This is a genomic window from Pseudomonas sp. L13 (genome assembly GCF_009935965.1).
GTDB classification, from domain to species: domain Bacteria; phylum Pseudomonadota; class Gammaproteobacteria; order Pseudomonadales; family Pseudomonadaceae; genus Aquipseudomonas; species Aquipseudomonas lactis.
This window is the reverse complement of sequence record NZ_QODJ01000002.1, coordinates 238,918-253,917: the sequence shown is the minus strand read 5'-3', so window position 1 is coordinate 253,917 and position 15,000 is coordinate 238,918. Positions and strand designations below refer to the sequence as shown.

The following is a 15,000-nucleotide window of genomic DNA, read 5'->3' as shown; positions in this document are numbered from 1 at the left end:
CTTTTGCGCTTTTCAAAAGTGAGCCGCCGTCAGGGCGGAACCCTAAGTGGCCGTTACCTAAATAACGGATATGTACCGGTCAGACCCAACATCTTGGTCGGCTGTCAGGCCGTCTTCGCAGGCAAGCCAGCTCCCACAGGTCCCGTATTGTGTCAGTCGGACCAGGGTGCCTTTCGAGAGTTGTTCAGCTCAACCAGATAACCATCCCCACCCAACTGGCTCATCTGCTGACGAATCCATGCCGCTCTACGTGCCACATAGGCCGTCGGATGGCTGGCACTCCACACCCGTGGATTGGGCAACACCGCCGCCAGGTAACTGGCCTGCTGCCGCGAAAGGCCCTTGGCACTCACGCCAAAATGGCGCCGCGCCGCCGCTTCTGCGCCAAACACACCTTCATCCCATTCCACGCTGTTGAGGTACACCTCAAGAATCCGCTGCTTGGGCCACAACACCTCGATCAACCCGGTAAACCACGCCTCCAGGCCTTTGCGCAAATAGCTGCGGCCGGCCCACAGGAACAGGTTTTTCGACACTTGCTGGCTCAGGGTGCTGGCACCGCGAATCGAGCCGCCGCGTTCGTTGTGCAGAATCGCCGCCTGGATCGCGCCGAAATCAAAACCCCAATGTTGCGGGAAGCGCTGGTCTTCACCGGCCATTACCGCCACTTTGAGGTCATCGCAGATTTCATCCCACGGCACCCAGCTGCGTTGCAGGTCGATAGGCTCTCCGTCGACCCAGGACTCGACCTTGCGCTCCACCATCAGTGCAGTGAACGGCGGCGGCACCACACGAAACAGCAGCACCAGCAACACACTGCCGATGGCAAACCATTTCACGACGTTGAGAAAGCGTTTGAAGAGGACACGCAGCATAGAGATGGCTTGGCCGAACCCGTTGAGCGGGCCATTATACAGACCCTGCCCGATGAGTCTGACTGGAGTTCCCCATGCTGCGTAGCTTTCTGATGCTGGCTGCCTTTTTCGGCTTTACCGGTGTCGCCCTGGGCGCGTTCGCCGCCCATGGCCTGAAAAACCGCCTGAGCGCCGACTACCTGGCGATCTTCCATACCGGCGTGACCTACCAGTTGGTGCATGCTCTGGCATTGTTCGGCGTGGCCTTGCTGGCGGCGCATATTCCGGGCCGGCTGGTGACCTGGGCGGGTGTTTCGTTCACCGTCGGCATCCTGCTGTTCTCGGGCAGCCTGTATGTGCTGACGATGACCGGCATCAGTAAACTGGGGATCATCACGCCGTTTGGCGGGCTGGCGTTCCTGCTCGGCTGGTTCTTCCTGGGCCTGGCGGCGTGGCGCTTGCAGCTTTGACCGCTTGACGCTTGGAGCTGACCTTCAGGTTCCAATCGCGCTAGAATGCGGGCCCCTAAAAACGATGGCGGCCCGTGGCATGCGCATTCAGTTGAACGGCGAACCCTTTGAACTGCCCGACGGCGAAACCGTTGCGGCCCTGCTGACCCGTCTGGACCTGACCGGGCGTCGCGTCGCAGTGGAGCTCAACCTGGATATCGTCCCGCGTAGCCAGCACGCCGAGACCTCGCTGAAAGAAAACGACCAGGTCGAAGTGGTCCACGCCATCGGCGGCGGCTAGCCCGCCACGGCCGCAACGCATTCTGCAGAACCTCATCCAACCAGAGGATTTCCCATGAGCATCGTTCGTAGCGACAAGCCTTTCGTCCTGGCCGGTCGTACCTACCAGTCCCGTCTGCTGGTCGGCACCGGCAAGTACCGCGACATGGAAGAAACCCGCCTGGCCATCGAAGCCTCGGGCGCCGAGATCGTCACCTTCGCCGTGCGCCGCACCAACCTCGGCCAGATCGAGGGCGAACCGAACCTGCTCGAAGTGCTGTCGCCGCAGCGCTACACCTTCCTGCCAAACACCGCTGGCTGCTACGACGCCATCGAAGCCGTGCGCACCTGCCGCCTGGCCCGTGAGCTGCTCGACGGCCACAACCTGGTGAAGCTGGAAGTGCTGGCCGACCAGAAAACCCTGTTCCCCAACGTGATCGAAACCCTCAAGGCCGCCGAAACCCTGGTCAAGGAAGGTTTCGACGTGATGGTCTACACCAGCGATGACCCGATCATTGCGCGCCAACTGGCAGAAATCGGCTGCATCGCGGTGATGCCGCTGGCCGGTCTGATCGGTTCCGGCCTGGGGATCTGCAATCCGTATAACCTGCAGATCATCCTCGAAGAAGCCAAGATTCCGGTACTGGTGGATGCGGGTGTGGGCACTGCCTCCGACGCCACCATCGCCATGGAACTGGGCTGCGACGCCGTACTGATGAACTCGGCCATTGCCCATGCCCAGCAACCGGTCATGATGGCCCAAGCCATGAACCACGCCATCGTCGCGGGCCGCCTGGCCTACCTCGCCGGGCGCATGCCGAAAAAACTCTATGCCAGCGCCTCTTCGCCGCTGGATGGTCTGATCAAGTAAGAGCTATTGATGACTGAATCAAACGAAACGCCGAACACCGTGGAAGAGGGCGACGAGTCCAAGCACCGCCGCATCAAGAGTTTTGTGATGCGCGCCGGTCGCATGACCGAAGGCCAACAAAAGGGCCTGGAACAGGGCGCGCCGCTGTTCGTGTTGCCCCTGGCCGATGCGCCGGTGGACTACGACCAGGTGTTTGGCCGTTCAGCCCCACGCTCTCTGGAAATCGGTTTCGGCATGGGCCATTCCCTGCTGGAAATGGCCGCAGCCGCGCCGGAGCAGGATTTCATCGGCGTGGAAGTTCACCGTCCAGGTGTCGGCGCACTGCTCAACGGTGTGCTGACCCAAGGCCTGAAAAACCTGCGGGTCTACGACTGCGACGCGATTGAAGTGCTCAACCGCTGCATCGCTGACAACAGCCTCGACCGCCTGATGCTGTTCTTCCCCGACCCATGGCACAAGGCCCGTCACCACAAGCGCCGCATCGTCCAGGCGTCCTTCGCGGAGCTGGTGCGCAGCAAGCTGAAAGTAGGCGGCATCCTGCACATGGCCACCGACTGGGAGCCGTATGCGGAATACATGCTGGAAGTGATGAACGTTGCCCCTGGCTACCGCAACCTGGCCGAAGACGGCAAATGCGTACCACGCCCGGCCGAGCGGCCGATCACCAAGTTCGAACGCCGTGGCGAGCGATTGGGGCATGGGGTGTGGGATTTGAAGTTCGAGAAGCAATAAACTGTAGGAGCGAGCTTGCTCGCGAAAAACGTCAACGATAACGCAGCGCTATCAGATAGTCTGCGTCGCCTGTGCGTTCTTCGCGAGCAAGCTCGCTCCTACAGGGGATGGGGTTGGGGTCAGCGGCGGTCTGCAACAACGCCAATCAACACCAGCACCACGATCAATACCGGCGCCAGGCTGTAGTTATTGAACTGGCTCAACCCCCGCACAATCCACGGCGTGGCGTAGATCAACGCTGCGCCGCTGCCGATCAGGCACAGCAGGGCCATCAAGGGGACGCGCAAGGCGCCGGCGATGCTGCCCAGGCGCGCTTCGACCCAGCCCTTAATGTCGGCGCCAAACAGCACCAGCAAACAGCCTACAAGAGCCAACGAGATTTCCGACAGGTTGCTACGGCTCCAGCGGGATACGGTGGCGAGCAGGTCGAGTACCAGATCCATTCGATTTCCTTAAGAGCTATCAGCTCAAAAACTTCTGCAACAGGTCATTGAGAAAGAGTTGCCCGCGGTCGGTGGCCGCCAGGCGTGACGGTTCGACCTGCATTAATCCACTTTGTTCTGCGTCGCGGCGGCCTTCGTCGAGGCTCGCCAGAGCAAGGCCGGTGCGCTCGGCGTAGAGCTTGGCATCAACCCCTTCGGTGAGGCGTAGCGCGTTCATCAGGAACTCGAACGGCAGTTCATCGTTGGTCAGTTCTTTCGCGCCGGCCTGGAAGCTTTTGGCCGGGTTGAGGTAGTCCTTCGGTGCACGGGTTTTCCAGGTGCGGATGATGCGCCCGTCCGGGTGGCTGAGCTTGCCGTGGGCGCCGGCGCCGATACCGATAAAGTCGCCAAAGCTCCAGTAATTGAGGTTATGCCGCGCCGGCCGCCCCGGTTGGGCGTAGGCCGAGACTTCATATTGTGCGTAACCGTGTTCGGCCAGCAGCGCCTGGCCGGCTTCCTGGATATCCCACAGCGTGTCGTCTTCAGGCAGCGCGGGTGGCTGGTTCCAGAACACGGTGTTGGGCTCCAGGGTCAACTGGTACCAGGACAGGTGCGTGGGCTTGAGTGCAATGGCCTGGCGCAGGTCGCCCAAGGCGTCTTCCAAAGACTGGTTGGGCAAGCCGTGCATCAAGTCCAGGTTGAAGTTGTCGAACCCGGCCTGGCGCGCCATGCCGGCGGCGCGCACGGCTTCATCGCCATTGTGGATACGGCCCAGAGCTTCAAGCTTCTCTTGCTGGAAGCTCTGGATGCCGATGGACAGGCGATTGATCCCCAGCTTGCGGTACGCCACGAACTTCTCTTGTTCGAACGTCCCGGGGTTGGCTTCCAGGGTGATCTCGATATCGTCGGCAAACGGGATGCGCGCTTCAACGCCCTTGAGCAGACGGCCCAGTGCAGCCGCGCTGAACAGGCTGGGCGTGCCGCCGCCAAAGAAGATCGAACTCAGCTTGCGGCCATACACGGCGTGCAGGTCTTGGTCCAGGTCGGCCAGCAGGGCATCCACATACTCTTCTTCTGGCAGCACTTTGCTCGCGGTGTGGGAGTTGAAGTCGCAATACGGGCATTTGCGCACGCACCACGGAATGTGGATGTACAGCGCCAGGGGCGGCAGATGGGGCAGGGCCGCCCGGGGTGTTTGCGCGCCGCCGTGGATCAGCGGCTGCGCAGAGGTGTTCTGGGTCATTTCAAACCCAGGCGCTGGCGCAGCAACGCCATGGCGCGCGCGCGGTGGCTGATCTGGTTCTTGTCGGCCGGGCTCAGTTCGGCGCTGGAGACATTGCGCTCCGGCACCCAGAACAGCGGGTCATAGCCAAACCCATGCTCACCGCTGGCGGCCTGCAGGATGCGCCCGTGCCACAGGCCTTCGCACAGAATCGGCAACGGGTCATCGGCATGCCGCACCAGGGCCAGCACGCAGACGAACTGCGCACCACGCTCGGACTCCGGCACGTCCTTGAGGGCGTCGAGCAGCTTGGCGTTGTTGGCTGCGTCGCCCTTGCCGTCGGCGTAACGGGCGGAGTAGATGCCAGGGGCGCCGCCGAGGAAGTCCACGGCCAGGCCCGAATCATCCGCCAGGGCTGGCAGGCCAGAGATACGTGCGGCATTGCGGGCCTTGAGGATGGCGTTCTCGACGAACGACAGGCCGGTCTCTTCCGGTTCGACCTGGCTGAACTCGCCAATCGAACGCAGGTGCACAGACTCACCGAGCATGGCCTGCAGTTCTTTGAGTTTGCCGGCGTTATGGCTGGCGAGTACGAGTTGGGTAAGGTTCATCATTGGGCCGGGAACAGTTCTTGGTTGAATTGGAAGCCGTGGGCCTTGCCGCCGGTTTCAACGTTGATGGTGAAGGTCTTGTATTCCCGTTGCGTCACGGTGTAGGGCGCGAGGTAGCTGATACCGCCTTTTTCTTCGATCTGCTTGAACGTCAGGATCTCGCTTTTACCGCCCAGGTCCTTGATGGTACCGGTGACTTGCGCGGCCACTGGGCTTACGCCCTTGATCACGGTCACGTTGATCAAACCCTTCTCCTTGCTGCGCACCACACCGACTTTCTGGGCGGTCTCGGGTGGCAGGAAGCTTGAGGTGAAGGTGTTGTAATGGACGGTGATATCGCCAAAGTCTTTCTTGCGATTAGCGTCGATAGTGTCGGCGGCCATGGCGCTGGCGCCCAGGCATGCGGTCAATAGAAAAATAGCCAAACGACTCATGAACGTCCCTCTTGAAGATGATTAGACGGCAACTTTGTGGTCGGTCAGGCCAGGACTGCTGACTCGGTAAATACCAATTTCGCCCAACAGGTTGGGCCATAGCTTACTCGCCCAGCCGTGGCGGTGCTGTTGATCGACGGCAAGGCGGTTGATCACCTTGGCTTCACGCTCGCCACACAGGGCTTCAAAGTCTTCGAAGGTGCAAAAGTGGATGTTCGGCGTGTTGTACCAGGTGTACGGCAGGAAGTCGGAGACCGGCATGCGCCCCTTGGTGGCCAGGTACCAGCGGCAGCGCCAGTGGCCAAAGTTGGGGAAGGTGATGATGCATTGGCGGCCCACGCGCAGCATTTCGTCGAGGATGCGGTCCGGGTAGTGCACCGCTTGCAGGGCCTGGGTCATCACCACGATATCGAAGCTGTTGCTGGCAAAGTTGCCCAGGCCCTTGTCCAGGTCCTGCTCGATCACGTTGATGCCCTTGGCTACGCACTGGGCGATGTTGTCCGGGTCGTTTTCCAGGCCGTAGCCGGTGACTTGCTTGTGGTCGCGCAGCCAGCTCAGCAGTTCGCCGTCGCCACAGCCCAGGTCGAGCACGCGGCTGCCGGCGGGGATCCAGTCTTGGATGATTTCCAGGTCGGCTCTCATGGCGTTCTCACAAAGTAATGCGGTTCATGTAGTTACTGAACGCCTGCAGGTAGCGTGGGATCGGAATCAGGAAGGCGTCGTGGCCTTGCGGTGCATCGATCTCCAGGTAGCAGACGTCTTTCTTGGCGGCCATCAGGGCATCCACCAGCTCACGGGAGCGTGCCGGCGAAAAGCGCCAGTCAGTGGTGAACGACATCACGCAGAACTTGGCCGTGGCGTGCTCGAAGGTTTTCGCCAGGTCGTCATCGTGGTTGGCGGCTGGGTCGAAGTAGTCCAGGGCCTTGGTCATCAGCAGGTAGGTGTTGGCGTCAAAGCGCCCCGAGAACTCCTCGCCCTGGTAACGCAGGTAGCTCTCCACCTGGAACTCGACGCTGTGGAAGTCGTAGTTGAGCTTCTCGCTCTTGAGGCCACGGCCGAATTTCTCGCCCATGGAATCGTCGGACAGGTAGGTAATGTGGCCGACCATCCGCGCCAGCATCAGGCCGCGCTTGGGGATCACGCCCGCTTCCTGGAACGAACCGCCGTGGAACTCGGGGTCGGTGAGGATCGCCTGGCGCGCCACTTCGTTGAAGGCGATGTTTTGCGCCGACAACTTGGGCGCCGAGGCGATGGCCAGGCAATGACGCACGCGGTCCGGGTAAGTGATGGTCCATTGCAGGGCCTGCATGCCGCCCAGGCTGCCGCCAATCACGGCGGCCCACTGGCTGATGCCCAGCAGGTCGGCCAGGCGTGCCTGGCTGTGCACCCAGTCTTCCACGGTCAGCACTGGGAAGTCGGCGCCGAACGGTTTGCCGGTTTCCGGGTTGAGGCTGCTGGGGCCGGTGGAGCCGTTGCAGCCGCCGAGGTTGTTCAGGCTGACCACAAAGAACTTATTGGTATCGATGGGCTTGCCGGGGCCGATGCAACTGTCCCACCAGCCGGGCTTGCGGTCGTCAACGCTATGGAAGCCGGCGGCGTGATGATGGCCGGATAAGGCATGGCAGATCAGCACGGCGTTGCTCGCCGTGGCGTTCAGTTGGCCATAGGTTTCGTAGATCAGGTCGTAGGCTGGCAACGAACGGCCGCAGGCCAGGGCCAGGGGTTCGCTGAAATGCGCCACTTGTGGCACGACCAGTCCAACAGAATCGGGGGGGAAGGCAGCTGGCATCGACCCTGCTCTCGTTTAAATGAGGCGTAAGTCTAAAGAGCGGGGACCCTAGCGGCAAGCAAAGGCCTGCACCCATACGCAGATACAAAATGTGGGAGAGATTTATGTGGGAGCCGGGCTTGCCCGCGATGCAGGCACCGCGGTTTTTCAGACACACCGAGGTGATGCTATCGCAGGCAAGCCAGCTCCCACACAAGCCAGCCCCCCCCATAGGGTTACGGCATTCAGATCAGGCCAAACAACTCTTTTGGCATGAACGCATAGTAGGCCAGGCGTGGAATCACCCAGCTCTGCAGCAGTTGAATCGCGATAAACGCAAAGATCGGCGAAATATCCAGGCCGCCCAGGTTGGGGATCAGGCGACGGAACGGCGCCAGCACCGGCTCGGTGATCTGATAGACCAACTCGGCACCCGGGCTACGGCTGCCCGGTGCGACCCAGGAGAGGATCACGCTGATGATCATCGACCAGAAAATGATCTTCAGGAACAGCGAGAAAACCCCGATCAGGCCCCATGGCAACAGCAGCACGGTGAAGGCCTGGTAGCCATTGAGCATCAGGATCACCACGAACAGCAAAATCTGCAGCAACAGCGCCAGCACCAGCGACGACATGTCCAGGCCGAACAGGCTCGGGATCACCCGGCGCAGCGGCTTTAGCAGCGGTTGGGTGGCCTTCACCACGAACTGGCACAGCGGGTTGTAGAAGTTCGCGCGCACCAGTTGCAGGATAAAGCGCATCAGCACGATCAGCAGGTACAGGCTGCCCAGGGTCTGGATGATGAAAATGGCAGCGTCATTGATTCCGAGCATGTTTGATTACCTTGGTAAGGGACGACTATTTGCCCAGTTGCTCAGCCATCTCGGCTGAACGGTGTGCGGCGGCACCCAGTGCTGTTTCCACCAGGGCTTCAAAGCCCCCGGCCTGGAACGACTCGATAGCCGCTTGTGTGGTGCCGCCTGGCGAGGTGACGCGACGGCGCAGTTCGGCGGCATCCACCTCGCTGCCGACTGCCATTTTCGCGGCGCCAAGGGCGGTTTGTTCCGCCAGTTGCTCGGCCACGTCGTGGGGCAGGCCCAGCTTGACGCCGGCGGCCGTCATGGCCTCGATCAACAGGAAGAAGTAGGCCGGGCCACTGCCGGAGACGGCGGTGACCGCATCCAGTTGCTGTTCCTGCTCCAGCCACACGGCGATGCCCACCGCAGACAGCAGTTCCTGGGCCTGGTCACGTTGCTGCGCGGTAACTTCGCCGGTGGCATACAAACCGCTGACGCCCTGGCGCAGCAGCGCCGGGGTGTTGGGCATGCAGCGCACAATGGGCTGGGCACCGAGCCAGTGGGTCATGCTGGCGCAGGTGATGCCAGCGGCAATCGACACCACCAGTTGGTGAGGTTGCAGGTTCGGGCACAGGCTCTCGCACACGGCCTTCATGGCTTGGGGCTTGACCGCCAGCACGATCACATCGACGCCGTGGATGGCCTCGGCGTTATCGGCGAAGGTCTGGATGCTGTGTTCGGCGCTGACGCGCTCGCGGGTCTCAGCGCCCGGGTCGCTGGCGCGGATCTGCTCGGCGTCCAGGCCCTTGGCCCGCAGGCCACCGATCAGGCTGGCCGCCATGTTACCGGCGCCGATAAAGGCAATACGCGTGTTGCTCATGACAGGTCCTTATTTCGAGGGATGTCAGCCATTTCACGGCTGGCCGTAGTCGCGGGCGCCAAACAGGGCGGTACCGATCCGCACCCAGGTGGCGCCTTGGGCAATGGCCGACTCAAGGTCGTGGCTCATGCCCATGGAAAGTGTGTCCAGCTCCAGGTTCAAGCTGGCTTGCAAGTCGCGCACCGTGGCGAACGCCACATCCTGCTCCGCCCGGTCTTGCGTCGGCTCGGGAATCGCCATCAAGCCCCGCAGCTTCAAGCGCGGCAGGGCGCTGATCGCAGTGGCCAGGGCCGGCAGGTCGGCGGGTGTGCAGCCAGACTTGCTGGCTTCGCCACTGACATTGACCTGGATGCAGATATTGAGCGGCGGCAGGTCGGCCGGGCGTTGTTCGGACAGGCGTTGTGCGATTTTCAGGCGGTCCACGGAATGCACCCAAGCGAAGTGCTCGGCGATGGCGCGAGTCTTGTTCGATTGAATGGGGCCGATGAAGTGCCAACTCAAGGGCAGGTCGGTTAAATCCGCCTGTTTGCCCAGGGCTTCCTGCAGGTAGTTTTCACCAAAGTCGCGCAGCCCGGCGGCATAGGCTTCACGCACTGCCTGCGCGGGTTTGGTCTTGCTCACGGCCAGCAGGTGGATGCTGTTTGCGTCACGTTGCACGGCGTCGGCTGCGGCGCGGATGCGCTGGCTAACCAGGCCGATGTTGTCTGCTATCGTCGACATTCAAGATGCGCCCGTGGATATGGAGTCCGCGGCATTCTACTGGAAATGGAAAGCCCTATGGATATCACGCAATTGCTGGCGGCCAGCGTAAGCCGAGGCGCCTCAGACCTGCATCTGTCAGCCGGCCTGGCACCGATGCTGCGCATTGATGGCGAGGTTTGGCCCATGGATGGGCCGGCGCTGAACGCTACCCAAGTGGTCGACTTATTGAGCCCGTTGCTGAATAAACATCAACAAAAGGATTTCGAAACATCTCTTGAAACGGATTTTGCCTTCGAATTGCCAGGCGTCGCCCGGTTCCGGGCGAACGTGTTCCGCCAGGAGCGCGGTGTGGGTGCGGTGTTCCGGGCTATTGCGACTGAGGTCCAGAGCCTGGAGGACCTGGGATTGGGCGAGGTGTTCCAGCGAATCGCCCGCCTCCCGCGCGGCCTGGTGCTGGTGACCGGGCCCACCGGTTCGGGCAAGTCCACGACCCTGGCGGCGATGATCGACGACCTCAACCGGCATCGACGCCAGCATATCCTCACGCTGGAAGACCCCATCGAGTTTATCCACAGGCCGAAAATGGCCCTGGTCAACCAGCGGCAGGTGCATCGCGATACCCACAGTTTCTCAGTGGCCCTGCGTTCAGCCCTGCGGGAAGATCCGGATGTGATCCTGGTGGGTGAACTGCGCGACCTGGAAACCATCCGCCAGGCGCTGACGGCAGCAGAGACCGGTCACCTGGTGTTCGGCACCCTGCACACCTCGTCGGCGGCAAAAACGGTAGACAGGCTGGTGGACGTCTTCCCGGCCGGGGAGAAGGCCATGGTCCGCTCGATGCTGTCGGAGTCGTTGCAGGCGGTGGTGTCCCAGGTGCTGGTGAAGAAGGTGGGCGGCGGGCGCGTGGCCGCCCATGAAATCATGCTGGGTACCCCGGCGATTCGAAACTTGATTCGCGAAGACAAGGTGGCGCAGATGGTTTCGGCGATCCAGACAGGTGGGGCGTTGGGGATGAAGACCCTGGATATGAGTTTGAAGGCGTTGGTTGGCGCGGGAGTGATTAGCCGGGAAGAGGCGCGGGAGAAGGCGAGGGTGCCGGCAGATATCTGAAGTGCACAGATACACAATGTGGGAGCTGGCTTGCCTGCGATAGCGGACTGTAAGGCACTCTCTCTGCCAACTGACACACCGTCATCGCAGGCAAGCCAGCTCCCACATTTGATTGCATTTCAAATGGGGAGCTTCAGTGGCGCCTGGCTTAGCGCTGCACGATCCGCAGGTTGCTGTTCTGCTCTTTAGGCAGTACCCGCTTGGCAATCACGTAGTTCTTGTCCCAGAACGGCTTTTTCAGCGTGTCGATGCTCACCGACTTGCCACGGCGCGGTGCGTGGATAAAACGGTCGTTGCCCAGGTAGATGGCAACGTGGTTGACCTGGCGGCTCTTGAGCTTGAAGAACAACAGGTCGCCCGGTTTGAGGTCCTTGCGGTCAACCTTCAACCCGTGGCCAGCTGCCATGGCGTTGGAGGTGCGGGGCAGGTCCACTGCTTTTACATCGTTAAATGCATATTTCACCAGGCCGCTGCAGTCGAACCCTTTACTTGGGCTGCTGCCGCCCCAACGATAAGGTGTACCGAGCACGTTGACGGCACGGCTCAAGACGTTGCTGCTTTGTTTGGTGTTCACGGCCAGCTGGGTGGAAAGCGCTTTGCCGTTGACCTTGCTCAGTTGAGTCGGGCGGCTGACGGTTGGCTTTGCCGATTTGGCAGTGCTGGGCGTGCTATGGACTTTAGGGGTGAAACCGTTAACGTTCGGAAGTCGTTGCTCACGATTGGTGGCGTGGGCGGCCAGTGGCATTAATAGGCAAATGGTTAGCCATGTCTTGAAAAATGGTCGCATTAGGCGTGGCTCTTATGGGTTTGCGCGCAACTTTATAACAGCTTTTTGTGCTGTTCTCAGGCCGTTTGTCGACTGAACCTTGGGGTCAAACTCAGGAAAAACGCGACGATTCGCCGCAATTGTCCTACACAAGGCAGGTGGCACAAGGCTTTGAGGGCAGGAAGATACCATTTACCGTACGTCGGGCGCCCGTAAAAAAGTCACAAAGAAAATGAAAAAATTTATCTATCGACGCAAAAGAGGTCCTTCATGAACACCTATCAACAGGTTGGTCAGCAGCAAGACACCCACAGCAAGGTGATCGGTTACCTGCTGTGGATTTTCGGTTTTACCGGGGCTCACCGCTTTTATTACGGCAAACCCGTGACCGGTACGATCTGGTTTTTCACCTTCGGCTTGCTGGGTATCGGCTGGCTGATCGACTTGTTCCTGATCCCGGCCATGGACCGTGAAGCCGACCTGCGCTTTACCGCTGGGCCCATCGAATACAACGTGGCCTGGATTCTGTTGGCGTTCCTGGGGGTGTTTGGTGTGCACCGTATGTATCAGGGCAAATGGATCACCGGCCTGATCTACCTGCTGACCGGTGGTTTGTTCCTGATTGGGGTGCTGTATGACTTCTGGACGCTGAACACGCAGATCTCGATCCGCAATGCCGAGCGCAACAGCGGGCGCTGAATAACCTGTAGGAGCGAGCTTGCTCGCGAAGAGCGTCAACGATGACGTAGTGCTAACAGATAGCCTTCGTCGCCTATACGTTTTTCGCGAGCAAGCTCGCTCCTACAGTTTTGGCCGCTTCAAGCCTGATAGCTGATCCGCCCATCCATCAAGGTATACCGCACCGTCGCCGGCAGGCTGTGGCCGATGAACGGGCAGTTTTCGCCCTTGGACAACCAGCGCTCACCAGCCACCGTCGAGCTTGCCAGGTCGAATAGCACCAGGTCCGCCGGTGAGCCCACCGCCAGTTGGCCCGCCGGCAAGCGCAGGGCCTCGGCCGGGCCGGCGCTCAGGCGTGCCAGCAGTGTTGGCAGGTCAAGCAAGCCGTCTTCCACCAGCGTCATCGCCAGTGGCAACAACAACTCCACGCTGCTGATGCCCGGCTCGGTCGCGCCAAACGGTGCCAGCTTGGCATCTCGCTCGTGAGGTTGGTGATGGCTGGAAATCGCCGACACCACACCCGACTTCACTGCCGCACGCAAACCGTCACGGTCTGCCTTGGTGCGCAGCGGGGGCTGTACGTGGTACAGGCTGGAGAAGTCGATCAGCGCTTCATCCGTCAGGATCAGTTGGTACAGGGCGACATCTGCGGTTACCCGCAAGCCGCGGGCCTGGGCCTGGGCGATCAGAGCTACGCCCCGGGCACTGGTCAACTGGCTGAAATGCGCACGCACGCCGCTTTGTTCCACCAGCAATAAATCACGGGCCAGGGCCACGGTTTCTGCGGTTTCCGGAATGCCCGGCAGGCCGAGGAAGCTGGCCACTGCGCCTTCATGGGCCAGGCCACCTTCGGCCAGGTCGCGGTCCTGGGAATGGAAGATCACCGTCAAGTCGAAGGTGGCCGCGTATTCCAGGGCGCGGCACAAGGTGCGTGTGCTGCGAAAGCTTTCCAGGCCATTGCCGAAGGCCACGCAACCGGCGTCACGCAGGGCGATCAGTTCGGCAAGTTGTTCGCCGTCCAGGCCCTTGCTCAAGGCGCCAATGGGAAACACTTTGCAATTGCCGGCTTCGCGGGCGCGGTCCAGGATCAGCTCGGTCACAGCGGAAGTGTCCAGCACCGGCTTGGTATTGGGCGGGCAGCACAGGCTGGTCACGCCACCGGCTGCGGCGGCTTGGGTTTCGCTGGCGATGTTGCCTTTGCGGCTGTAGCCCGGCTCGCGTAAGGCGACATTCAGGTCCACCAGCCCAGGCGCGGCCACCAGGCCCTTGGCATCGATGTTCTGGCCGGCGTTGAAGCCTGCGGGAGCGGCGCCGATGGCGACGATCTTGCCGGCGTCCAGGTGTAGATCGGTAACTTGGTCCAGGCCACTGGCCGGGTCGATGACTCGGGCGCCGAGAATGCTGAGCTTCACTGGGCCTGCTCCTGCTCGAATTGACGTTGCGCGGTTTGCCCGCTCATGGCCATGGACAGCACAGCCATGCGCACGGCGATGCCGTAGGTCACTTGGTTGAGAATCACCGATTGCGGGCCGTCGGCCACCGCCGACTCAATTTCCACGCCACGGTTGATCGGCCCGGGGTGCATCACGATGGCATCCGGCTTGGCCTTGGCCAGGCGTGCGGTGGTCAGGCCGAACAGTCGGTAGAACTCACCTTCGCTGGGCAGCAAGCCCCCAGCCATGCGCTCGCGTTGCAGGCGCAGCATGATCACCACGTCCACATCCTTGAGGCCTTCGGCCATGTCGGTGTAGACCTTCACGCCATACTGTTCGATACCGATGGGCAACAGGGTCTTGGGCGCGATCACGCGGATATCCGGGCAACCCAGGGCCTTGAGAGCCAGCATGTTCGAACGTGCCACCCGCGAATGCAGGATGTCGCCGACGATGGCTACCGAGAGGTTTTCAAAGCTGCCCTTGTGCCGACGAATGGTGAGCATGTCGAGCATGCCCTGGGTCGGGTGCGCGTGACGGCCGTCGCCGCCATTGATGATCGCCACGTTCGGGCACACATGCTCGGCGATGAAATGCGCAGCGCCGGAGTCGCCGTGACGTACCACGAACATGTCGGCTGCCATGGCTTCCAGGTTGCGCAGGGTATCGAGCAGGGTTTCGCCCTTGCTCGCCGACGAGGTGGACACGTTCAGCGTGATCACATCGGCCGACAGCCGCTGGGCCGCCAGTTCAAAGGTGGTGCGGGTGCGGGTGGAGTTCTCGAAGAACACGTTGCAGATGGTTTTACCGCGCAGCAGCGGGACTTTCTTTACTGCCCTGCCACCGACTTCCAGGAACGAGTCGGCGGTGTCGAGGATTTCGGTGAGCAGTTCGCGGGGCAAACCGTCGAGGGACAAGAAGTGTTGCAACTGGCCCTGAGCATTGAGCTGCAGCGGGCGCTTGGCATCTAGAGGCGTCATCGCGGGGACTCT

Annotated in this window: 19 protein-coding genes; 6 read left to right on the top strand and 13 right to left on the bottom strand. The window is 61.3% G+C overall.

Annotated features, from left to right (window positions below):
- Window positions 1-152 precede the first annotated feature (152 nt).
- The gene (gene mtgA / locus DK871_RS02870; RefSeq protein WP_161903910.1) at window positions 153-875 is read right to left on the bottom strand and encodes a monofunctional biosynthetic peptidoglycan transglycosylase; all 723 of its coding nucleotides are present in this window, start codon (window positions 873-875) and stop codon (window positions 153-155) included.
- 74 nt (window positions 876-949) lie between these two features.
- On the opposite strand from mtgA, the gene DK871_RS02865 reads away from it, so the two are divergent.
- The 4 genes from DK871_RS02865 to trmB all read left to right on the top strand — a co-directional run bounded on the left by DK871_RS02865 (window position 950) and on the right by trmB (window position 3,185).
- Window positions 950-1,324 carry a DUF423 domain-containing protein gene (locus DK871_RS02865; RefSeq protein WP_032894704.1) on the top strand — a complete coding sequence of 125 codons (375 nt, stop codon included), beginning with the start codon at window positions 950-952 and terminating at the stop codon, window positions 1,322-1,324.
- A gap of 79 nt (window positions 1,325-1,403) precedes the next feature.
- The gene (gene thiS / locus DK871_RS02860) at window positions 1,404-1,604 is read left to right on the top strand and encodes a sulfur carrier protein ThiS (protein ID WP_032878918.1); all 201 of its coding nucleotides are present in this window, start codon (window positions 1,404-1,406) and stop codon (window positions 1,602-1,604) included.
- A 54-nt stretch (window positions 1,605-1,658) separates the two neighbouring features.
- Window positions 1,659-2,453: a thiazole synthase gene (locus DK871_RS02855; RefSeq protein ID WP_057702112.1), complete on the top strand. Its 795-nt coding sequence runs from the start codon at window positions 1,659-1,661 to the stop codon at window positions 2,451-2,453.
- Between the two features lie 9 nt (window positions 2,454-2,462).
- Complete coding sequence (trmB, locus tag DK871_RS02850) at window positions 2,463-3,185, top strand: tRNA (guanosine(46)-N7)-methyltransferase TrmB (protein WP_161903909.1); 723 nt, start codon at window positions 2,463-2,465, stop codon at window positions 3,183-3,185.
- 119 nt (window positions 3,186-3,304) lie between these two features.
- On the opposite strand, the gene DK871_RS02845 is transcribed toward trmB, so the two are convergent.
- The 9 genes from DK871_RS02845 to DK871_RS02805 all read right to left on the bottom strand — a co-directional run bounded on the left by DK871_RS02845 (window position 3,305) and on the right by DK871_RS02805 (window position 10,039).
- Window positions 3,305-3,628, bottom strand: coding sequence for a DUF3392 domain-containing protein (locus DK871_RS02845; protein ID WP_003195099.1), 324 nt, complete (start codon window positions 3,626-3,628; stop codon window positions 3,305-3,307).
- A gap of 19 nt (window positions 3,629-3,647) precedes the next feature.
- Window positions 3,648-4,850, bottom strand: coding sequence for a radical SAM family heme chaperone HemW (hemW, locus tag DK871_RS02840; protein ID WP_161903908.1), 1,203 nt, complete (start codon window positions 4,848-4,850; stop codon window positions 3,648-3,650).
- On the bottom strand, window positions 4,847-5,443 hold the full coding sequence (rdgB, locus tag DK871_RS02835; protein ID WP_072435374.1) for an RdgB/HAM1 family non-canonical purine NTP pyrophosphatase: 597 nt from the start codon (window positions 5,441-5,443) through the stop codon (window positions 4,847-4,849). Before rdgB ends, hemW begins: the two co-directional genes overlap by 4 nt.
- Complete coding sequence (locus tag DK871_RS02830) at window positions 5,440-5,874, bottom strand: DUF4426 domain-containing protein (RefSeq protein WP_032894709.1); 435 nt, start codon at window positions 5,872-5,874, stop codon at window positions 5,440-5,442. Before DK871_RS02830 ends, rdgB begins: the two co-directional genes overlap by 4 nt.
- A 21-nt stretch (window positions 5,875-5,895) precedes the next feature.
- Window positions 5,896-6,516: a methionine biosynthesis protein MetW gene (gene metW, locus DK871_RS02825; protein WP_003195091.1), complete on the bottom strand. Its 621-nt coding sequence runs from the start codon at window positions 6,514-6,516 to the stop codon at window positions 5,896-5,898.
- Between the two features lie 7 nt (window positions 6,517-6,523).
- On the bottom strand, window positions 6,524-7,663 hold the full coding sequence (locus tag DK871_RS02820; protein ID WP_032894712.1) for a homoserine O-acetyltransferase: 1,140 nt from the start codon (window positions 7,661-7,663) through the stop codon (window positions 6,524-6,526).
- Between the two features lie 224 nt (window positions 7,664-7,887).
- Window positions 7,888-8,475: a YggT family protein gene (locus tag DK871_RS02815; protein WP_161903907.1), complete on the bottom strand. Its 588-nt coding sequence runs from the start codon at window positions 8,473-8,475 to the stop codon at window positions 7,888-7,890.
- 25 nt (window positions 8,476-8,500) lie between these two features.
- Window positions 8,501-9,319, bottom strand: a complete 819-nt coding sequence (proC, locus tag DK871_RS02810) for a pyrroline-5-carboxylate reductase (protein ID WP_161903906.1) — start codon at window positions 9,317-9,319, stop codon at window positions 8,501-8,503.
- A gap of 33 nt (window positions 9,320-9,352) precedes the next feature.
- Window positions 9,353-10,039: a YggS family pyridoxal phosphate-dependent enzyme gene (locus DK871_RS02805; RefSeq protein WP_161903905.1), complete on the bottom strand. Its 687-nt coding sequence runs from the start codon at window positions 10,037-10,039 to the stop codon at window positions 9,353-9,355.
- Window positions 10,040-10,096: 57 nt separating this feature from the next.
- On the opposite strand from DK871_RS02805, the gene DK871_RS02800 reads away from it, so the two are divergent.
- Window positions 10,097-11,131: a type IV pilus twitching motility protein PilT gene (locus tag DK871_RS02800; protein ID WP_161903904.1), complete on the top strand. Its 1,035-nt coding sequence runs from the start codon at window positions 10,097-10,099 to the stop codon at window positions 11,129-11,131.
- Between the two features lie 148 nt (window positions 11,132-11,279).
- Here DK871_RS02800 and DK871_RS02795 read toward each other — a convergent pair whose 3' ends face one another.
- Window positions 11,280-11,918: a C40 family peptidase gene (locus tag DK871_RS02795; RefSeq protein ID WP_057710249.1), complete on the bottom strand. Its 639-nt coding sequence runs from the start codon at window positions 11,916-11,918 to the stop codon at window positions 11,280-11,282.
- A 249-nt stretch (window positions 11,919-12,167) separates the two neighbouring features.
- On the opposite strand from DK871_RS02795, the gene DK871_RS02790 reads away from it, so the two are divergent.
- On the top strand, window positions 12,168-12,596 hold the full coding sequence (locus DK871_RS02790; RefSeq protein WP_161903903.1) for a TM2 domain-containing protein: 429 nt from the start codon (window positions 12,168-12,170) through the stop codon (window positions 12,594-12,596).
- A 119-nt stretch (window positions 12,597-12,715) separates the two neighbouring features.
- On the opposite strand, the gene DK871_RS02785 is transcribed toward DK871_RS02790, so the two are convergent.
- Entirely contained in the window at window positions 12,716-13,987 is a 1,272-nt protein-coding gene (locus DK871_RS02785; protein WP_161903902.1) for a dihydroorotase, read from the bottom strand.
- Window positions 13,984-14,988, bottom strand: coding sequence for an aspartate carbamoyltransferase catalytic subunit (locus tag DK871_RS02780; protein WP_014720325.1), 1,005 nt, complete (start codon window positions 14,986-14,988; stop codon window positions 13,984-13,986). The genes DK871_RS02785 and DK871_RS02780 overlap by 4 nt, the downstream gene beginning before the upstream one ends.
- Between the last annotated feature and the right edge of the window lie 12 nt (window positions 14,989-15,000).

Bases quoted from the DNA above. Each gene is read 5' to 3' on its own strand.
- mtgA (WP_161903910.1), bottom strand. From the start codon at position 875: ATGCTGCGTGTCCTCTTCAAACGCTTTCTCAACGTCGTGAAATGGTTT.
- DK871_RS02865 (WP_032894704.1), top strand. From the start codon at position 950: ATGCTGCGTAGCTTTCTGATGCTGGCTGCCTTTTTCGGCTTTACCGGT.
- thiS (WP_032878918.1), top strand. From the start codon at position 1,404: ATGCGCATTCAGTTGAACGGCGAACCCTTTGAACTGCCCGACGGCGAA.
- DK871_RS02855 (WP_057702112.1), top strand. From the start codon at position 1,659: ATGAGCATCGTTCGTAGCGACAAGCCTTTCGTCCTGGCCGGTCGTACC.
- trmB (WP_161903909.1), top strand. From the start codon at position 2,463: ATGACTGAATCAAACGAAACGCCGAACACCGTGGAAGAGGGCGACGAG.
- DK871_RS02845 (WP_003195099.1), bottom strand. From the start codon at position 3,628: ATGGATCTGGTACTCGACCTGCTCGCCACCGTATCCCGCTGGAGCCGT.
- hemW (WP_161903908.1), bottom strand. From the start codon at position 4,850: ATGACCCAGAACACCTCTGCGCAGCCGCTGATCCACGGCGGCGCGCAA.
- rdgB (WP_072435374.1), bottom strand. From the start codon at position 5,443: ATGATGAACCTTACCCAACTCGTACTCGCCAGCCATAACGCCGGCAAA.
- DK871_RS02830 (WP_032894709.1), bottom strand. From the start codon at position 5,874: ATGAGTCGTTTGGCTATTTTTCTATTGACCGCATGCCTGGGCGCCAGC.
- metW (WP_003195091.1), bottom strand. From the start codon at position 6,516: ATGAGAGCCGACCTGGAAATCATCCAAGACTGGATCCCCGCCGGCAGC.
- DK871_RS02820 (WP_032894712.1), bottom strand. From the start codon at position 7,663: ATGCCAGCTGCCTTCCCCCCCGATTCTGTTGGACTGGTCGTGCCACAA.
- DK871_RS02815 (WP_161903907.1), bottom strand. From the start codon at position 8,475: ATGCTCGGAATCAATGACGCTGCCATTTTCATCATCCAGACCCTGGGC.
- proC (WP_161903906.1), bottom strand. From the start codon at position 9,319: ATGAGCAACACGCGTATTGCCTTTATCGGCGCCGGTAACATGGCGGCC.
- DK871_RS02805 (WP_161903905.1), bottom strand. From the start codon at position 10,039: ATGTCGACGATAGCAGACAACATCGGCCTGGTTAGCCAGCGCATCCGC.
- DK871_RS02800 (WP_161903904.1), top strand. From the start codon at position 10,097: ATGGATATCACGCAATTGCTGGCGGCCAGCGTAAGCCGAGGCGCCTCA.
- DK871_RS02795 (WP_057710249.1), bottom strand. From the start codon at position 11,918: ATGCGACCATTTTTCAAGACATGGCTAACCATTTGCCTATTAATGCCA.
- DK871_RS02790 (WP_161903903.1), top strand. From the start codon at position 12,168: ATGAACACCTATCAACAGGTTGGTCAGCAGCAAGACACCCACAGCAAG.
- DK871_RS02780 (WP_014720325.1), bottom strand. From the start codon at position 14,988: ATGACGCCTCTAGATGCCAAGCGCCCGCTGCAGCTCAATGCTCAGGGC.